The sequence below is a fragment of the Rhodococcus sp. 05-2254-5 genome (assembly GCF_002258575.1).
Lineage (GTDB): Bacteria > Actinomycetota > Actinomycetes > Mycobacteriales > Mycobacteriaceae > Rhodococcoides > Rhodococcoides fascians.
Window position 1 is genome coordinate 461,757 of sequence record NZ_NOZG01000007.1, and the last position, 17,216, is coordinate 478,972.

At 63.9% G+C, this 17,216-nt stretch carries 16 protein-coding genes; 5 read left to right on the top strand and 11 right to left on the bottom strand.

The features are described from left to right. Positions 1-16 precede the first annotated feature (16 nt). The 7 genes from CH278_RS07500 to CH278_RS07530 form a co-directional block, all read right to left on the bottom strand. A complete protein-coding gene (locus tag CH278_RS07500) occupies positions 17-769 on the bottom strand; it encodes a TauD/TfdA dioxygenase family protein (protein ID WP_094621562.1) in 753 nt (250 codons plus the stop codon). Further along, complete coding sequence (locus CH278_RS07505; protein ID WP_094621563.1) at positions 766-1,791, bottom strand: D-alanine--D-alanine ligase family protein; 1,026 nt, start codon at positions 1,789-1,791, stop codon at positions 766-768. The genes CH278_RS07500 and CH278_RS07505 overlap by 4 nt, the downstream gene beginning before the upstream one ends. Continuing rightward, entirely contained in the window at positions 1,791-3,077 is a 1,287-nt protein-coding gene (locus CH278_RS07510; RefSeq protein ID WP_032391891.1) for an ATP-grasp enzyme, read from the bottom strand. The genes CH278_RS07505 and CH278_RS07510 overlap by 1 nt, the downstream gene beginning before the upstream one ends. Further along, positions 3,074-3,883, bottom strand: a complete 810-nt coding sequence (locus tag CH278_RS07515; RefSeq protein WP_256991880.1) for an O-methyltransferase — start codon at positions 3,881-3,883, stop codon at positions 3,074-3,076. The genes CH278_RS07510 and CH278_RS07515 overlap by 4 nt, the downstream gene beginning before the upstream one ends. Next, positions 3,880-5,091 carry a sedoheptulose 7-phosphate cyclase gene (locus CH278_RS07520; protein ID WP_032374848.1) on the bottom strand — a complete coding sequence of 404 codons (1,212 nt, stop codon included), beginning with the start codon at positions 5,089-5,091 and terminating at the stop codon, positions 3,880-3,882. Before CH278_RS07520 ends, CH278_RS07515 begins: the two co-directional genes overlap by 4 nt. A gap of 57 nt (positions 5,092-5,148) precedes the next feature. Then, complete coding sequence (locus CH278_RS07525) at positions 5,149-5,814, bottom strand: HAD-IA family hydrolase (protein WP_032366799.1); 666 nt, start codon at positions 5,812-5,814, stop codon at positions 5,149-5,151. Positions 5,815-5,929: 115 nt separating this feature from the next. Then, the gene (locus CH278_RS07530) at positions 5,930-7,486 is read right to left on the bottom strand and encodes an adenylate/guanylate cyclase domain-containing protein (protein ID WP_143536228.1); all 1,557 of its coding nucleotides are present in this window, start codon (positions 7,484-7,486) and stop codon (positions 5,930-5,932) included. Between the two features lie 154 nt (positions 7,487-7,640). On the opposite strand from CH278_RS07530, the gene CH278_RS07535 reads away from it, so the two are divergent. The 4 genes from CH278_RS07535 to CH278_RS07550 all read left to right on the top strand — a co-directional run bounded on the left by CH278_RS07535 (position 7,641) and on the right by CH278_RS07550 (position 12,742). Continuing rightward, positions 7,641-8,546, top strand: coding sequence for an AurF N-oxygenase family protein (locus CH278_RS07535; RefSeq protein WP_027495752.1), 906 nt, complete (start codon positions 7,641-7,643; stop codon positions 8,544-8,546). 38 nt (positions 8,547-8,584) lie between these two features. After that, positions 8,585-10,078: an FAD-dependent oxidoreductase gene (locus tag CH278_RS07540; RefSeq protein WP_051365042.1), complete on the top strand. Its 1,494-nt coding sequence runs from the start codon at positions 8,585-8,587 to the stop codon at positions 10,076-10,078. Positions 10,079-10,177: 99 nt separating this feature from the next. Beyond that, positions 10,178-11,275 (top strand): ferredoxin reductase, encoded by a 1,098-nt coding sequence (locus tag CH278_RS07545; RefSeq protein ID WP_052054647.1) that lies wholly within the window; start codon positions 10,178-10,180, stop codon positions 11,273-11,275. A gap of 24 nt (positions 11,276-11,299) precedes the next feature. Further along, complete coding sequence (locus CH278_RS07550; RefSeq protein ID WP_094621564.1) at positions 11,300-12,742, top strand: fatty acid desaturase family protein; 1,443 nt, start codon at positions 11,300-11,302, stop codon at positions 12,740-12,742. A gap of 85 nt (positions 12,743-12,827) precedes the next feature. Here the strand turns inward: CH278_RS07550 and CH278_RS07555 are convergent, their stop codons facing one another. Then, entirely contained in the window at positions 12,828-14,180 is a 1,353-nt protein-coding gene (locus CH278_RS07555; protein WP_027495755.1) for an MFS transporter, read from the bottom strand. A gap of 121 nt (positions 14,181-14,301) precedes the next feature. Further along, complete coding sequence (locus CH278_RS07560; RefSeq protein ID WP_032391895.1) at positions 14,302-15,189, bottom strand: DUF5996 family protein; 888 nt, start codon at positions 15,187-15,189, stop codon at positions 14,302-14,304. A gap of 145 nt (positions 15,190-15,334) precedes the next feature. Here CH278_RS07560 and CH278_RS07565 point away from each other — a divergent pair, with 145 nt between their 5' ends. Next, complete coding sequence (locus CH278_RS07565) at positions 15,335-16,174, top strand: class I SAM-dependent methyltransferase (protein WP_032386751.1); 840 nt, start codon at positions 15,335-15,337, stop codon at positions 16,172-16,174. A 31-nt stretch (positions 16,175-16,205) separates the two neighbouring features. On the opposite strand, the gene CH278_RS07570 is transcribed toward CH278_RS07565, so the two are convergent. Beyond that, on the bottom strand, positions 16,206-16,643 hold the full coding sequence (locus CH278_RS07570; protein WP_094621565.1) for an SRPBCC family protein: 438 nt from the start codon (positions 16,641-16,643) through the stop codon (positions 16,206-16,208). A 21-nt stretch (positions 16,644-16,664) separates the two neighbouring features. Next, positions 16,665-17,132 carry an SRPBCC domain-containing protein gene (locus tag CH278_RS07575; RefSeq protein WP_032366795.1) on the bottom strand — a complete coding sequence of 156 codons (468 nt, stop codon included), beginning with the start codon at positions 17,130-17,132 and terminating at the stop codon, positions 16,665-16,667. Positions 17,133-17,216: the final 84 nt, after the last annotated feature.

Sequence of the window (17,216 nt, forward strand, 5' to 3'; positions counted from 1 at the left end):
ATCTTTGAGTCATCGGTCACACAGAGGCAGTCGGGTGGGTGCTCGCCACCATCCCGCGGTGCATCACCCGGTTGCCGACCACCCCGCTGTGATCCGCGCGGTGCATCACACACCTGTTGTCCCACATCACCATGTCGTCGGGGGACCAGTTGTGCCGCAGCAGGTTGTCCTCCCCCGTCGAATGCTCCACGAGGTAGCGAACGGTGTCTCGTGCTTCGTCTTCGGTCAGTCCGCTGATCGCGACACAGCGAGCGGGCGCGGACAGCGACAGCGCGGTGCGTCCCGATATCGGGTGAACGGCGAAGAGGGGATGGTCGGCGGAAGAATCGGAATCCGACGCCACGCCGGTCACTCTGTGCGTCACCGTGCGCCCGGCCAAATGCTCCTTCATTTCCGCTGGAAGCGTCTCGTATGCGGCGTATTGGTCGCTGAACAACGTACTGCCTCCGGCCGCGGGAACTTCGACCGCGCGTAACGCGGTGTAGGCGGGTGGATTCGGAATGTAGGTGGTGTCGACGTGGAACGTGGACTTCGGCGGCGTGGAGCGGCCGACGTTGCTGATGACGTTCAGATCCGGACAGTCGGGAACAGGCGTCTCGCCTTCGGTGAACATCAACTCTCCGAACCGGCGCAGGAACGCCAGGAAGCGCTGATCGTCGACGGGCTGGTTCGGCAGGATCAACACCCCGTGTTCGGCGAGGAGCTCTCGAAGTTGCTCTATTGAAACCGATTCCAAGTTCAGATCGGCCATCTCGATTCCCAACGTCATGACGACGACTCCTTCACCGGCAGTTCTTCGAGCGCGAATGCGAACAATTCTTCGACGGTGATGCCCGCGGCCGCGGCCATCACCGCCAACACGCTGGACGGCGAATAGGAGCAGTAGAGGCTGGCTTCGAGAAACCACGGCTCGCCGTCCGGGTCGATGCGGAAGTCGAACAGGCCGTAGTGCCGACATCCCAGTGCGATGTGACTCGATCGTGCTGCTGCCCAGACTTTTTCGGTGATCGGATCCGAGACGTCGACCGTCCAGGCTCTGGTCTGCTCTTTCGCGACCAGGTAGAGATCGCCGTCGGATGTGCGATTCAGCTTGTCCGCACTACTGCGGACGGAGTCCACGGCGTACTCCTCGAGGGGCAAGCACGCGAGTTCGCCATCTCGGACGATGATCCCGCACCGAACTTCACGACCCAGAGGAACGTACGTCTCCACCAGTGCCGCAGGCGAATACGTCAGAGCCTCTCGAATCGCGGGTGCCAGCCCGTCGGACTCGTGGACCAGCGAGACACCCATCGAGTTGTCGGAATCCACGGGCTTGACCACGACCGGCAGGGCGAGGTCTATCTCGTCGTCGGCGGATCGGACGACCACGCCGTCGGGAACACGCACGCCGGCCGCCGCGACGACTGCGCGGGCGCGGGCCTTGTTCGCCGTCAACGCCATCAGGTCCGGACCGTTGCCGGGGTAGGGCACGCCCAGTAGATCGAACAGGCTGCGGTACGTCGTCATACCCGGCAGGCAGAACATCTGCGGAACCATGACGTCGAAGTCTCGCACCGCGATGTGCTCCACCGCCTGTGCCAACGGCATCTGCTGCGCCGCAGCGATACTCGAATCCTCGAGATCGGTGGGGAAACTCCAGAGGCCGCCGGGAGAGACGAACGCGATCTCGAAACCGTACGCGGGGTCGTTACCGAGGGCACCCAGGAAGCCGCCGGCGTAGACCCGAGAGAGATCACTGTGAAAGCGGTCCACCGAGGACCCGACGAGCACCACGACCGACAACGTCATCAGTCGCCTCCGTTTTCCACGAGTTTGCCGATGTTGAAATCGATTCGGGACCAGCCACGCCGCTCGCGGAGGTTCCGGATCAGCAACGACGGAATCTGAAGATGATGTACCAACAGATACGGCAGGGGATCCCAACCGGTGAGGATGGCGTCCTTGCCTCGAAAGATGGTGCGGAGCCGAGATACTCGATCACCCTCGGTGATCAGACGCCACAGCTCGTGGTAGATCCAGTACGTCGGCCGGGCCGTCGCACGCGGCACGATCTCGGCATGCCCGTCGTCGAGGTACGCGGCAGCCAGGTCGGGGTGGTCGTAGAACATCGTGATGGCCGAGTGGGTGCGCGGGTTGCATTCGATGGCGTAGATCCGTCCGTCGGCGGCGGACTCGATGAAGTCGAACGACAGCTGCCCGGTGGTGTCGAGCGAGGAGACGAATGTCTCTACCCAGCGCAGGATTTCGGGCTTGTCCACCATCTCGTAGTTCACCTGGAAGGCGGACGACACGCAGCAGCCGTACACCTGCAGGCGACCCTCGCGCACCGTGCCGTGCGTGCAGTACTCCTGTCCGGCGATGAATTCCTGCAGGATCCACGGGTCGTTTTCGGTAATGTGCAGGCTCCGGGCGAACGCGGAGTTGCGTTCCGGCGTGTGCGCGGTCAGCCGTGTAAGATCCATTCGGCCGACCGGGTTGTACGAGATCCGCTTGAGGATGTACTCACGACCCGGCTCGAACTCGAACTCGTCGATCTGGGCGGGGTCGGTGATGCGCCTGAAGTCGGGAACACGGAGTCCCAATGACGCCGCGTGCTCGGAGAATCGGGACTTGTCGTCGACCATCCGTACGGTATCCGCGTCGCCGTGGATCACCTCGCAGTGCGCATCGAGGAGTGCACGCGCGTCGGCGTCGTGAATACTCGCGGCCGGGCTTGCCACGGGCACGAAGACGTCGACGCCCTCGCGGCGCACGATGTCCAGCAGAGCCTGCGCATATCCCGAATCACCCGGGTCGGGAATGCAATGGAAACGGTCGACAGCGCGGGAGAAACGATGTCCGGTCCAGCGGTACTTCGCCGATTCCACGAGGATCACCCGATGGCCAGCGAGATGGAAGGACCGTGCGAGTTGCAAGGCTTTGGTCATCTTGCCGCCACTGATCAGAATCGTTCTGGGCGAATCGGTTCGATGGGCGACGGGCCGGGTACCTCGCAGCGCCGCCACCCCCACCGCCGCGAGGTCGACGGGGAGGGTGACCGTGAGGCCGATCAGCGCCGCAACGGTGCGGATCATGTGCGCCGGATCAGTGTGACACCGTCGCGCAACGGAATCAGAACCTGTTCCACGCGAGGGTCGTTCGCGACATAGTCGTTGAACTCGGCGATGGCCCGGCCGTTCTCGTTCGGCTGCGGAGCGTAGGGCTGACCCTGCAACAGGGTGTTGTCGACGGCGATCACGGCACCGTCGGAGAGCAGATCGCTCTCGAGCAGGTACTCCACGTACCCGCGGTATCCGCTCTTGTCGGCGTCGACGAACACCAGATCGAACTTCCCGTCGAGCCCGTGAAGAGTGTCGAGCGCAGGCCCTACCTGCACCGAGATGGCAGATCCTGCAGTCGATTCCGCGAAGCAGGACTGCGCGAACTCGGCCACGTACGGATCCACCTCGCAGGCGACGACCTCGCCGCCCGCGGGCAGCGCCTCGGCCATCGCCAACGCCGAGTAACCGGTGAACATACCGATCTCGAGCACCCGAATCGCCCGCGTCATGTGCACGAGAAACGCCAGGAAGCGTCCCTCCACATGGCCGGAGAGCATTTCCATCTCCAGGGGCCCGGAACCGGAGACCACGTTGCGTGATCCCCAATCCGCAGAGCGGGTCCGCGACGCCAACGTGGCCAGTGCCGCAGATTCGGAGGTGGTGCAGGTGTCGAGATACGGGTCGAGTCCCGCGGCGAGATCGCGGGCCCGATGAACACGGGTGGTCAACTCGTCGGTCACCCCGGCGTCGGCGTCGAGTAGCGAGGCTATCTCGCTGAGCTCGCGCGCCAGGATCGTCGTCGGGGTGACCGGACGCGGCGTCATGGCTGCATCGGTCACGGCGTGGGTGCGGTGAACATGTCGAGACCCTCGCCCGCCCGTGGGAAGTCCAGACAGATCTTCTTGTGCAACGACAGGACGTCGGCCAGTTCGCGAGGTTCCAGGTCGTTGAGGAAGCGGCAGGTGCCGATCGGGTCGGGCACCGCGGCACGCAGAATCCCGTCCCGAGTCTTGAGGATGGATGCTGTTGCCTCGGTCAGCAACTCGGGTGTCAGGTACGGGCTGTCCAATGCCAGTCCGATGCTGCTCATGACTCCGAGTACGCGGTCTCTATCAGCCGTCGACAGGTGGCCGCGTTGTTCGGCGACCGTCGTCGACAGGGCCATGTCGATGTTGATCGCGTGGCCGTGAAAGAACGGCGCGGGCGGCGTGAGCTCGAGCGTGGGACTCCACGTGTGCCCGAATGCAATGACTCGGTCGAGGTCGATCTCGTGCAGGTTGGGTGCCTCGAGCTCGAGCATCGTCGCGATTGCCGAGTACGTCAAACGGTCTGCGACCGAACGCAACTCAGGAGTTCCGTCGAGGTGGCCGAACCGGGTGCGTAGCAGTTCCGGGCCGTACTGCTCGAGCAACTCGAAGATCTCGAGGTTGCCGACCACGGAGATCTTGATGAGCTCCGCCATCCCGTTGCGGACCTGATCCTCGGGCAATGTGCCGAGGAAGGAGAAGTCCAACAGCACCTTCTGTGAGGCGTGGTAGGCCCCCAAACGATTCTTGTGCTTGCCGTAGTTGACGGCCACCTTGATCGAGACGCTCGCATCGATCAGGCCGATCAACGTGGTGGGAATGCGGATGTAGGGAGTGTTTCGGCGGTAACTCGCGCACGCGAAACCGGCTACGTCCGTGGTCAATCCACCACCCACCACGAGGACCGGCTCGGTTCGCACGAGACCGAACGCGTCGAACTCGCCGACGATGCGCTCGAACGTCTCCAGTGATTTCGCGGTCTCCGCAATGTGGACCGGCACCACTGTCAGGGCGATACCGTGGTGATCGAAGTATGCACCGATCCGGTCGCCGTAGATGGCGTGCACCGATTCGTCGACAACCATCAGGGCGCGCCCGTACGGACGGTAGCTGTCGGCCAATTCGGTGTTCTCGATCGCGAACACTCCGTCGACGTAGATCAAGTCGTATTCGATCCGCTCGTATCCCTCGACACGAAACGATCTATCGCCGGCGACGACCTGGGCCTGAAGATTACTCACTTGTTGCTCCAGAGATGGATGAAGGATCGGGCAAAATGCTCACTCCGCAGGCTCCGCTCAGGCTGAAATCAGGGCGCGGACGCGCTCGGGATCGAGTGCATCGACGGTGTCGGTGGCCGAGCCGAAATCGGTACCGGCAGTGTTCTCGTTCGGGAACGCGACACAGGTGACGCCCGCTGCCGCTGCCGCCTGCACTCCACCGGCGTTGTCCTCGATCGCCACACTGTCGGACGCGTTCTCGCCCAACGTCTTCAAGGCGAATTCGTACGACGCGGGGTCGGGCTTGCCAGCGTCGACCGACGAGGCGTCGACGATGATGTCGAACGAATCGGCAGTGAGCTCGGGAGACAGGGCAGCGAGCAGTGCGTCGATGTTCTCTCGCGAGGTCGTGGTCACGAAGCCGACCTTCAACCCGTTCGCTTTCGCGGAGTCGATCGTGTCGGCCACGCCCGGTCGCGTCTTGACGTCGGATTCGCCGATCAATCGCTGGAAGATCTCGGACTTGGTGGCGTGCACTGCGGCCGCGTCCACCTCGGTTCCGGTGCTCGACGCGTATTCGCTGATGCGGTCGGCACCACCGTTCGATCCGAGCATGGACCGATAGTCGTCCTGCGACCAGTTCCAGTTCAGATCGTGGGCGGCGAAGGCCTCGTTGAACGAGCGTCGCTGTAGCTCGGAGGTGTCGACGAGAGTGCTGATGGAGCCGAACAGAATTGCGGGCATGGGTGCCTTTCGGAGCGAGAGACGTTGTACCAGCAAATGTCTCGCGCCAGCGCGATGGGTGGGTTGGTTCGGGGGGTATGCCCCATCGGCACCGAAAGGGAAACCTTCGAATTTTCTACCGTGTGCTCGCCTGTTGGCCGCGCAGTATCGGAGCCGCCAGAACCGTCGGTGCGGATCGCCCGCGAAGGGTCACGGACCGACCCGATTCCCACAGTTGCCGCTCGTCCGAGATTGCGTGTTCGAGCACCTTCGACGATGTGAGCACGTCGGTGTCGGGGTCGTCTTTTGCGAGATCGGTGAGCCGCGCAGCCTGATTCACCGTGTCGCCGATGACGGTGTACTCGAAACGGGACTCGGCCCCGATGTTGCCGGCGATCACCGGCCCGTACGTGACGCCGATGCCGATCTCGAATCCGCCGTCGGCTCGAAGCGCGGCGGCGAGGGTGCGTGCAGTGCGCAGCGCCGCGGTGGCCGGGTCGGGATGATCGACCGGAGCGCCGAAGATCAGCAGGGCGGCATCGCCCTCGAACTTGTTGACGAAGCCGCCGTTGCGCTCGCCGTGTTCGACGACCACTGCGAAGAATCGATTGAGCAGGTCCACGACCGTCGCGGCGGATTCGCGCTCGGCCAGTGCGGTCGAGCCGACCAGGTCGATGAACAGGACGGCGACGGTCCGGTTTTCGCCGCCGAGACGGGGCGCGCTGGCCAACGCGCGCTGGGCGACGTCGTGGCCCACGTGCCGGCCGAACAGCGAACGGAGTCGCTCCCGCTCGTCGAGACCGACGACCATCTTGTTGAACCCGTTCTGCAGCCTGCCGATCTCGGACGCGTCGTAGACGTCGACGCGGGTATCGGTGGCACCGGCCTCCACTCGCTGCATGGCAGAGCTCACCTGCTGCAGCGGATCGGACACCGAGCGACCGACGAGGAACATGCCGCCGAAGCCGACGACGAGGGCGATGGCAGAGAGCGAGACCATAGCGGGGGACAGGTCGACGTCCGGGGGTATGACGGTATCGATCAGTCGGCCGAGTCCGATCAGCCCGAGCCCCAGGATGGGAATGGCCGTGCTCAGTACCCAGATCAGGACGACGCGCAGTTTCACGCCGAGTGCCGCGGCGTCGGTGACCTCGCTGACCTCCATCACAGCCGCGGTGATCGGCCGCAGGGTGCGTTCGGCTACCAGGTAGCCCAGCGAGCACGTCGCCAGTCCGCCGAAACTGACGGCGATGGCCACGATGATCGACAGTGCAGCCCCGGCCGAGGCGTTGACGCCGACGAACACCGCCACACCGAGGGCCCACAACAGAACGTGCACGCCGAGTTGCCGGAGGGGTAGCCGGATCACGGCGATCGTGGTCTCGTCCGACGGCGTGCCGCCGGTGTGCAGCCACTCGACGAGCGGTCTCGCGACGCGAAGTCCGAGCGCGATGCCGATGCAAATAGCCACCGGCAGGTAGACGAAGAACGCCAGGTAATTGCGGTCAGGAGCGCAGCCTGCGGAGTGACCTCCAGAGCAGAACAAGATCTCTTCGGATCCGACCGGCAGCGGCAGGATGAACCGCGCCAACACGAAGACGATGACCGCCCCGATGGCGTTGGCCGACACCATTCCCGCCGCGTAGAGGCGCATCGGGGTGCGGGCGAGGGCGGACCTCAGTGCTGCGATCACTGGCGCTTCTTCGTTCTCTGCACGCTCGAACTCTAGGTGCCCCGACGAAAAGAATTCGGGCGATTCTGCCCGAGTGACTATCTGTGTCGACAAGTACCTGGTAATCTCCGTAACAGCTAACCACTCCTGTTCGACGATGAAAGGAACGACGGCGATGACCAGCACACTCTCCAGGAACGATGTCCTCGAGCCCGAGGATGTTTCCGCACGTTTGCTCGATTCCGCCGCCCAGCTGTCGTACGACCCGGCCGAAGAGGTCGACTGGGAGGCCGATCTCGATCCGTCCCTCTACGGTCTCAATCCGGAGTGGAGCACGCTCTACGGCACGAAGTTGTGGGACGAGATGAGCGAAGAACAGCGCATCACGCTCACTCGCCACGAGGTCTGCTCGATCATGAGCACCGGCATCTGGTTCGAGATGATCCTGCAGCAGATGGTGTTGCGCGATCAGTACTGCAAGGACTCGTCCAACTCGGATTTCCAGTTCGCGCTCACCGAGATCGCCGACGAGTGCCGTCACTCGATCATGTTCGCTCGGGCATGCCAGAAGATGGGCATCAAGGCGTACCTGCCGCGCCGGTCGAGCATCGAACTCGGCCGCGGATTCAAGGCCCTGGCCTCCGCCGAGGTCGCCTACGGCGGCATCCTCGTCGCCGAAGAAGTTCTCGACGTCATGCAGCGCGACTGGATGCGCGGCGAGAACGTACTGCCCCTCGTGCGCACCACCAGCAAGATCCACGTCGTCGAGGAATCGCGACACATGACCTTCGCGCGCGCGCAGATGCGTGAAGACATCGAAGGCAAGAGTCCGGCTCGCCGCAAGGCCAGTGCGCTCGTCGTCGCGATCGCCGCTCGACTGATCGTGTCCAACATGGTCAACAAGGAGGTCTACGCAGCAGCGGGCCTCGACGTCGACCGTGCGGTGAAGGAAGCGAAGAACAACGCCCACCACCACACGATGATGCGCACCTCGAGCGAGCATCTGATGGCATTTCTTCTCGACTGCGGTTTGATCACCAAGCCGGCGGAGATGATCTACCGTCGTCTGCACATGCTCTGACCACTCTTTTCGAGGCCGTGAAGGACATCCGATAACCCATGCCGTTCGCGATCACGCAGAACTGTTGCAACGACGCATCCTGTCTGTCGGTGTGCCCGGTCAACTGCATTCATCCGACCCCCGACGAGCCGGATTTCGGTAAGACCGAGCTGCTCTACATCGATCCACGATCGTGCATCGACTGCGGTGCGTGTGCGGATGCGTGCCCGGTCGACGCGATCACCCGGGTGTCCCGGTTGACTCCGGACCAGCAGATCTACGCCGAGATCAACGCTGATTACTACCGCGACAAGCCGGCGGTTGCGGAGTGGGGTGAGCCGCGCTTTCCGGTGGCGACGGTCAACGAGCTGCCTCCGGTCAGCATCGCCATCGTGGGCACCGGTCCGGCGGCCTGCTACACCGCGCAAGCCCTGCTGCGCGTGCCGGGAACCACGATCACGTTCTACGACCGGCTGCCGACCGCAGGCGGTTTGGCGCGCTACGGCGTGGCACCGGACCACCTCGGCACTCGACGCATCAGCGAGCACTTTCGTGGAATCTTCGCGCACCCACGCGTGACGATGAAGCTCGGCATCGAGGTGGGCAAGGACGTCGATCACGTCGAGTTGGCTCGAAAGTTCGACTCCGTCGTCTATGCCGTCGGTGCCGACAAGGACCGAGCGCTCGAGATTCCCGGTGTCGATCTCGACAATTCGGTCAGCGCGCGCACCCTGGTCGGCTGGTACACCGGGCATCCCGACGTCCCCGCCGACGCCATCGATCTCACGGGCGTCGACCGCGTCACCATCATCGGCAACGGCAACGTCGCCCTCGACGCCGCGCGCATTCTCACGGCCGATCCCGATTCTCTGAACGGAACCGAGATCGCCCCACACGCGTTGGCAGAGCTCCGTCGCAATCGCGTGCGAGAGGTGGTCGTCCTGGCGCGACGAGGACCGGAGTTCGCGGCATTCACACGATCGGAGTGCAAGGCGCTCGTCGATCGCGCCGGAGTCGACGTCGTCGTGGCGGGACCGGACGGAATTTTCGACGCGATCGACCGGCTGCCGTTGTCCGCTCCCGCATCGGCGCTGGCCGGTGCGGCCCGAGTCGATCTCGGATCCGGCGCGCACGGGCGTCGCATCGTGTTCGCCTTCGGGCGGGCACCTTCTGCTGTGCATGGGCAGGGCTCGGTGGAGTCCATCGAGGTGGGAGTGGGTGAACACGCGGTCACTCTCTCGACGGAGCTGGTGCTGCTCGCGATCGGTTATCGCGGAACACCGTCGCCGGGCGTCCCGTTCGACGACATCACCGGCACCATCCGTAACGAGGGCGGCCGCGTCACCGCGGCCGACGGCACTCCGGTGCCCGGGTGTTACGTGGTGGGGTGGGCCAAGCGCGGGGCGACCGGTGGCATCGGCGACAACAAGATCGATGCCGAGGAAACAGCCGAGGCGTTGTTGGCGGATGTACCCACTCGAGGTACCCGGCCGCTGGGCTGGTATGGCAAGGTCAGTGCCGCCTTGGGAGACCGAGTGTCGCGAGCACGCTGACCGGTCGGTATTTCCCGGTTCTGTTCATGTTGTGTAGCAGTCTCATTCGAGTCTGAGCAATTCCGGCGCGCGGCAGGCCGCCCGGGGTTACCGTTGAGTATGGCTGAACGGGGGGCCAAGCCCCAGGTTTCTTTTGTGAGACGGACGATGCTGCGCGCAGTCCGGTCGTTGTTCAATCCGCTCCGGCCCGACGACTACCTGTCGATGATCAATCCGCTTTGGACCACTCGTGAGCTCCGCGGCAAAGTCGAACGTGTGGTTCCCGAGGGATCCGAGGCCGTGTCGGTGTACATCCGTCCCGGTTTCGAGTGGCAGGGCCACACGCCGGGCCAGTACGTACGGCTCGGGGTGCTCATCGACGGCCGCTATCACTGGCGGGCGTACTCCCTCACGTCCGATCCGGACCCCGAGGACGGGTTGGTCAGCGTCAGTCCCAAGCTCGTGCCGTCGGGGACCGTGTCGCCGTATCTGGTGGGCACCATCAGAACCGGCGACATCGTCCGGCTCAGCGAGGTCGAGGGTGAGTTCACGATTCCGAGTCCGGTTCCGGACAAGATGGTGTTCATCAGCGCCGGCAGTGGCATCACGCCGATCATCAGCATGTTGCGATCCCTGGATCATCACGACCAGGTCCGTGACGTGGTCGTGGTGCACTCGGTGCACAACCGTGAACAGTTGATGTTCGCGGACACGCTCGAGGAACTGGAAGCCAAGCACGACGGGCTGACGGTGAAGCTACGCATCACCAGTGACGAAGGTCGAATGAAGGCGTCGGAACTGGACGAACTGGTCCCGGATTGGCGTGAGCGAGAAGCATTCTGCTCCGGTCCGGGCGAGCATCTCGACGATCTGCGCTCGTACTGGAAAGACCAGGGCGAGTCGGAACGCTTCCATTACGAGAGTTTCCAGCCCGTCATCGGCGGTGGAGACGATGCTGGTGAGGGCGGAACCGTGCGCTTCGTCAACAGCGAGAAGGACGTCGAGTGCGACGGCGGCACAACGATTCTCGCCGCGGGCGAGGAAGCCGGCCTGGATCTGACGTACGGCTGCCGAATCGGCATCTGCCATACGTGCGTAGGTACCCTGAGGAAGGGGCGTTTACGTGACCTACGTAACGGGGATATCTCCGAACCTACGGGGCAAGCGGTTCGGATCTGTGTCAACACTGCTGAGGGCGACATCGAAATCGAACTCTGATCTTCCATTCGAACAGGGGAATGTATGTCTATCGACGAAACCACCAGGCGCGTCACCGACACCGATGAGCCGGTGAACCCGCTGGCGCACCTGAGTGACGAGACGATCGCCGAACTCGCCAAGGAGTTCGACGCCATTCACGACGAGGTGTACTCCAGCCTCGGTGACAAGGACCGCAAGTACATCACCTCGGTGATCGCAGCCCAGCGTCAGCTGTTGGTTGCCGGCCGCGTGCTGTTGCTCGGCTCCACCAGCAAGCCGGCGTGGCTGGCCGGCACCGCATGCCTCGGCATCGCGAAGATCCTCGAGAACATGGAGATCGGCCACAACGTCATGCACGGCCAGTGGGACTGGATGAACGATCCGGAAATCCACTCCTCCGTGTGGGACTGGGACACCGCGTCCACCGCCAACTCGTGGAAGCACTCCCACAACTACGTGCACCACACGTACACGAACATTCGCGGCAAGGACAAGGATCTCGGCTACGAGATCATGCGCATCGATCCACGTCAGAAGTGGAGCCCTGTCTACCTGGCCCAGCCGTTCTACAACGTGCTGCTGATGGCGTTCTTCGAGTGGGGCGTCGCCCTGCACGATCTCGACATCGAGGCTATCCGTCGCGGAGAGAAGCCCGTCAAGGAGCTCGTCGAGGACCTCAAGGGCATCGGCGTCAAGGCACGGAAGCAGTTCGTCAAGGACTACGTGGGCTGGCCGCTGATCAGTGCCGGGGCATTCGCGGTGGCGCAGCTCGCCTCGGGTGGTCGTCTACCCGAGAGCAAGAGGTCTCGCCTCGCGTCCAAGCTGCGGGGATCCGCGCGTTTCGGCAAGAACCGCCGGACGGCCGCCCTGTTGGACAGTCGGGTCAGTGGTGTCGAGAGCACGTTCCTCTCGACGGTGGCCGCCAACTTCACCGCCAACATCATTCGCAATGTCTGGTCGAACGCGATCATCTTCTGCGGTCACTTCCCGGATCAGGCATACACCTTCAGCCAGGAAGAGGTGGAGAACGAGACCCGCGGCGGATGGTACGTGCGTCAGCTGGTGGGCGCCGCCAACATCGACGGCGGACCGCTGTTCCACCTGATGAGCGGCAACCTGAGCTACCAGGTGGAACACCACCTGTACCCGGACATGCCCAGCACTCGATACTCGGACGTCGCGCCGAAGATCAAGGACATCTGCGAGCGCTACGAATTGCCCTACAACACCGGGCCGTTCTTTCAGCAGTGGGGGATGGTCCAGCGGACCATCGCGCGATTGGCCTTCCCGGGTGGCAAGGTTCGGCCGAAGCCGGGCCCCTACCGTCCCGAGGAGAGCTGGCGTCGCAAGTTCGCCGAGGGTGCCACCAAGGACAGTGAGGCCGCCAAGACTCGCGGTCGCGTACCGGCCGAGCATCCCGCGGCGGGACCGGAGCACAACTCCGGTGGCGTCGACGTTCAGCCGCCGCCCCGTGGCGACGACTGAGTCTCGTTCCAGGACAGCTGACAAGAACCGCGGCCACCCGACTTCCGGGTGGCCGCGGTTCTTTGTGTGTGTCGGTTGTGGGCCCTTACGCCATGTCGACATCCTTGGTCTCGATCAGTCTCTTGGTGCAGACCAGACTCAGCACCGACAGCAGAGCCAGCATCACGCCGATCGAGATACTGCCGAACGCGGCCGTGAGCGGTGCGGCAAGCATCGGCGGAATCGCGCCACCGAGAACGCCGGCGAGGTTGTAGCCCAAACCGGCTCCGGTGTAACGGAATCGGGTCTGGAAGAGCTCCGGAAGCAGAGCTCCGGTCGGCCCGTACGCAACACCGAAGATTGCGAGCGTCACGCACATGCCGATCACGAACGCGACCGGTGAGCCCGAGTCCAGCAAGGGGAACAGTGCTATCGACCACGGCACCGCGACGATGCACGCCGCCATGATGACTCGGCGTCGGCCGACGCGATCGGAATAGGTTGCCGAGGTGGCGATGGCAATACCGAAGATCACCGCAGCGCCTATCCCGGTGACCAACACGAACGGGCGGTCGAACCCGAGGGTTTTGGTGCCGTAGCTCGTCAGGTATGCGGTCCCCATATAGAAGAAGGCGAAGAGGGATGCCAATGCGCCTGCCGCAGTGATGATTTCGCGCTTCTGGATGCGCCAAGCGTCGAAGATCGGCAATTTGGTCGGTGCCGAGTTCGCCGGAGCGTGCTCTTCGGCGAGCTTGTTGGCTCGAAAGACCGGGGTCTCTTCGATGGCCAATCGCATGTAGAGGCCGATGAGGACCAGAACAGCGCTGAGCAGGAACGGAATTCGCCACCCGTAGTTGAGGAAGGTCTCGTTGGTGTCGCCGAACAGCAGGCCGGTGGCGAGGAAGGTCGCACTGGAGAAGATGAACGCGGCCGAGGGTCCCAGCTGCGGGAACATCGCATAGAACCCACGCTTGCCGGCAGGTGCGTACTCGGCAGTGAGCAGCGTGGCACCCGCCCACTCTCCGCCGACGGCAAATCCCTGCCCGAATCTGAGCAGTACCAGAATGATCGGGGCTGCGACTCCGATGGTGGCTGCGCCGGGCAGTAGACCGATCGCGAAGGTGGACACCCCCATCAACAGCAGGGTCGAGATCAGGGTTTTCTTACGACCGATTCGGTCGCCGAAGTGGCCGAACAGCACCGCACCGACGGGCCTGGCGATGAACGCGACGGCGAACGTCGCGAACGACGCCACGGTGCCCGCGGTCGATCCGAGCGCCGGGAAGAAAATCGTGGGGAAGACGAGCGCGGCGGCAGTGCCGTAGATGAAGAAGTCGTAGAACTCGATCGTGGTGCCGATACCACTGGCAACCGCAACTCGGCGGACGCTCGTCTTCGTCTGCACCGCCGGTGGGGTCGGAGTGGCGACGCCCGGATCCTCGGGCGAGACAGCGGTCATGGTTCCTCCGTTTTTGTCGGGTATCGGGTATATGTGCGATACCGAATGCGACGAACGGTAGTGATCCGGGTCACCCGTGGGATACCCCCGAATGGGGGGAACGATGACCGCCCCACCCGAGCTAGTCCCAGTGGGCGGTCTCGACGGCAGCGCGGTAGGTGTTCTCGAGAAAGGCGAGCAGAAGTGCGTCGGGGTCCTCGGCGGTGCGGACGGACTCGTACGGAAGTACGTACTCGCCGAGATCACGATCGAAGTACGCGGGGGCGGTGACGGCCGGATGACTGTCGTACCCGTCCGGGTTCGGGTAGGCGTACGCGTAGAACGCGCCCTCCGCGGCCCCGCCCGGCCAGAACCCGGCGCTCGACACCTCGTCGCTGTATGCCTCGTGCATCACCCAGTCGGGACAGTTGGGAACACCACCGGGATGTTGTGGTGCAGGCCTTCCGGAGAATCGTGTGACCGCGAGATCGAAAGCGCCCCAGAAGAAGTGGACCGGGCTGGATTTGCCGCGGAAGCCGGCTCGAAACTCCGAGAACACCCGATCAGCGCTGACGAGCGCTCGCCAGAACTTCTGGACGGCATCGGCGTCGTACGACGCGTGCTCGACGTCCTCGGCGAACGGTGTCACGTGTGGCAGTTCGACCGGCACTGCCACGATCGGAGCCTCCACGCCGAGCCCGGAGAGCAGATCGGTGTACTCGGCGTAGAAGTCCGCAACGGTTCGAGGCTCGAGCTTCATGGTTCGGCGCTCGCCATCGGTGGTGGCGAGGATCAACTGGTGTGCGAGAAAGTCGAAGCGAATCTCGAGGCCTCGATCCCCGAGTGGCATCAGCGACGTCGTCAGGCCCGACGCGTCGACGTACAGCGCAACTCCCCACCAGTGGTTGAGCGGGGGAGACAACGCCATTCGGGTCTTGCCGACTATCTGGGTCCACAGTTGCACCGTGTCGCGCGTGTCCGCCCAGCTGTCGACTCGAAGTTCGGGCCACGCGTCGTACGAATTCGTCATATGTCGATGATGCACGGACGAGGGGAACCAGACCATACCTGTGCCGAGACGCCGGGGCAGCACCTCAGGCGCGCCTCAGGATTCGTCGGTACGGTCGTCGGCAGTTGCGGTACGTCCGCAGCTCGTGAACGGGGAGGTGTCCGAGATGTCCACCGACTCCAACCGGGGTGTTTTCGACGATGCTCGGGTCGCCGCCACGTACGTGGAATTCATGGGACCCACCGACGGATTTCTCGATCGCGGTGAGGCCGCAGCCTTGGTCGCCGCCGCAGACCTGGCCCGCGGGGTTCCGGTGTTGGACGTGGGTGTGGGGAGCGGCCGCACCACGCCGCTGCTGCGATTGCTGTCCGACCGCTACGTGGCAATCGACTACGCCCCCAACATGATCGACGCTTTCCGGAAGAATTTTCCCGATCTGCCTGCGCACGTCGCCGACGCTCGTGACCTGGCGGCGTTCGAGGACGGTGAGTTCGGCTTGGTCGTCTTCAGCAACAACGGACTCGATACCGTGGCCCACGAGCAACGCCGCCGCGTACTGGCCGAATTCGCGCGGGTGACCGACGAGACAGGCGTCGTGGTCTTCTCGACGCTCAATCGAGGTGGTCGGTCGTATCTGGAGAGCCCGTTTCAGTTACGGCGACCGACGACTCGGCCACAGTTCTCGCTGCGAGCACTTCTCGTCGCCGTCGGACGTCGTCTGCTCGATCCGTCTGCGCAGGTGCGCGGTGTGCGGAACTGGCTCGTCAATCGGTCGAAAGCCGAGGATCACCGATCGTGGGCTCTGGCCCCGTTGCAAGCCCACGAATTCGCACTCGTCATGCACTTCTCGACCCTCGACGACGTCCGCACTCTGGTGGCCGGCGCAGGCCTCGAACTGATCGCCGTCTACGGCGACGACGGCGAACGCATCGCGCCGGACCGACACGAATCCTCTGCCGACAACTTCACCGTCCTCGCGAAAAAGCCCGCGCTGGAACGAAATTGACCGAGAGGTACTGAGCTTGGAAGCGCCGAGGTCACAGTCTTTCCAGCGCGGCGGTCATCTTCTTCACGGTCTCCGGAGCGACCTTCGCCTCGAAGCCCGCCTTCAGGAACGGGCCGGCAACCTTTGCCGCACCGTTGAATTCGACGTGCGCGTGGTAGTCGATCCGGGTCGACGCGGGGCCTTCGGCCGTCAGCGTGATGTCGTCGACGCTGGTTGCCGTCTTGTTCTTCCCCTCGAGCACGACGTGATCGGGCTCGTCGGTGACCAACGTATACGTCAGTTCGGTGGTGACTCCGAACAACTTCGAGACGTTGTGCCACTGGGTTCCGACGGCCACCGGGCCGTCGGAGACCTGGGTGCAGCTCTCGGTTCCCGGATCCCACGCCGACGCATTGGAGAAGTCGCGCAGGAATGCCGCGGCCTTGTCGAGCGCGACAGCGGCGGTGAAGGTTCGGGTGACGTCGACCATGAGGTTCTCTCTTTCGATGGATCAGTTCTCGACGGTGACGCCGAGGTGTTCTGCGAGACGGCGCATCGTGCCGACGATCTGTTCTTCGGTCACCCTCGGAAAGCCGGCCATCTTTCGGAACTCCGGATCGGTGACGCGGGACCAGTCGTAGACCTGCGTCAGTGCTGTCCTGTCGTGGGCGACCTCCTCGAGTTCCCAGGACCACCGAGTGCCACGGGGTTCCATGCCCTGGCGATTGGGAATCCAACCGATGCGTCGGTCCTGCTCGAACACGAACACGGTGTTCTCCATGACGTACTCGCCCAGTTCCGGTTGATACATATCCATCGCGAAGGTGTCGCCCACCGCGTTCAGCGGCGTCGGATCGATCGCGCCGCGGAGCATTTGCGAGCCGTCGACCGCGGCCTGGACCTCGGGATCGGCGAGCGCGGTGAAGACGGAGGCGGGAGGAGCGTCGATCACGCGGCGGACGGTCAGTTCGTCGGTCATGGGGCCACGCTTTCCGGTTGATTACGCTGGCAACGCAGTTACCCCCGTCTGCGTGGAAGGAAACTTTTGCCTTCCGACGGTTTT

Excerpts from the sequence above, each read along its gene's own strand:
- CH278_RS07525 (WP_032366799.1), bottom strand. The coding sequence starts at position 5,814 with ATGCCCGCAATTCTGTTCGGCTCCATCAGCACTCTCGTCGACACCTCC.
- CH278_RS07535 (WP_027495752.1), top strand. The coding sequence starts at position 7,641 with ATGACCAGCACACTCTCCAGGAACGATGTCCTCGAGCCCGAGGATGTT.
- CH278_RS07550 (WP_094621564.1), top strand. The coding sequence starts at position 11,300 with ATGTCTATCGACGAAACCACCAGGCGCGTCACCGACACCGATGAGCCG.
- CH278_RS07505 (WP_094621563.1), bottom strand. The coding sequence starts at position 1,791 with ATGACGTTGTCGGTCGTGGTGCTCGTCGGGTCCTCGGTGGACCGCTTT.
- CH278_RS07555 (WP_027495755.1), bottom strand. The coding sequence starts at position 14,180 with ATGACCGCTGTCTCGCCCGAGGATCCGGGCGTCGCCACTCCGACCCCA.
- CH278_RS07575 (WP_032366795.1), bottom strand. The coding sequence starts at position 17,132 with ATGACCGACGAACTGACCGTCCGCCGCGTGATCGACGCTCCTCCCGCC.
- CH278_RS07570 (WP_094621565.1), bottom strand. The coding sequence starts at position 16,643 with ATGGTCGACGTCACCCGAACCTTCACCGCCGCTGTCGCGCTCGACAAG.
- CH278_RS07500 (WP_094621562.1), bottom strand. The coding sequence starts at position 769 with ATGACGTTGGGAATCGAGATGGCCGATCTGAACTTGGAATCGGTTTCA.
- CH278_RS07545 (WP_052054647.1), top strand. The coding sequence starts at position 10,178 with ATGGCTGAACGGGGGGCCAAGCCCCAGGTTTCTTTTGTGAGACGGACG.
- CH278_RS07560 (WP_032391895.1), bottom strand. The coding sequence starts at position 15,189 with ATGACGAATTCGTACGACGCGTGGCCCGAACTTCGAGTCGACAGCTGG.
- CH278_RS07565 (WP_032386751.1), top strand. The coding sequence starts at position 15,335 with ATGTCCACCGACTCCAACCGGGGTGTTTTCGACGATGCTCGGGTCGCC.
- CH278_RS07540 (WP_051365042.1), top strand. The coding sequence starts at position 8,585 with ATGCCGTTCGCGATCACGCAGAACTGTTGCAACGACGCATCCTGTCTG.
- CH278_RS07510 (WP_032391891.1), bottom strand. The coding sequence starts at position 3,077 with ATGATCCGCACCGTTGCGGCGCTGATCGGCCTCACGGTCACCCTCCCC.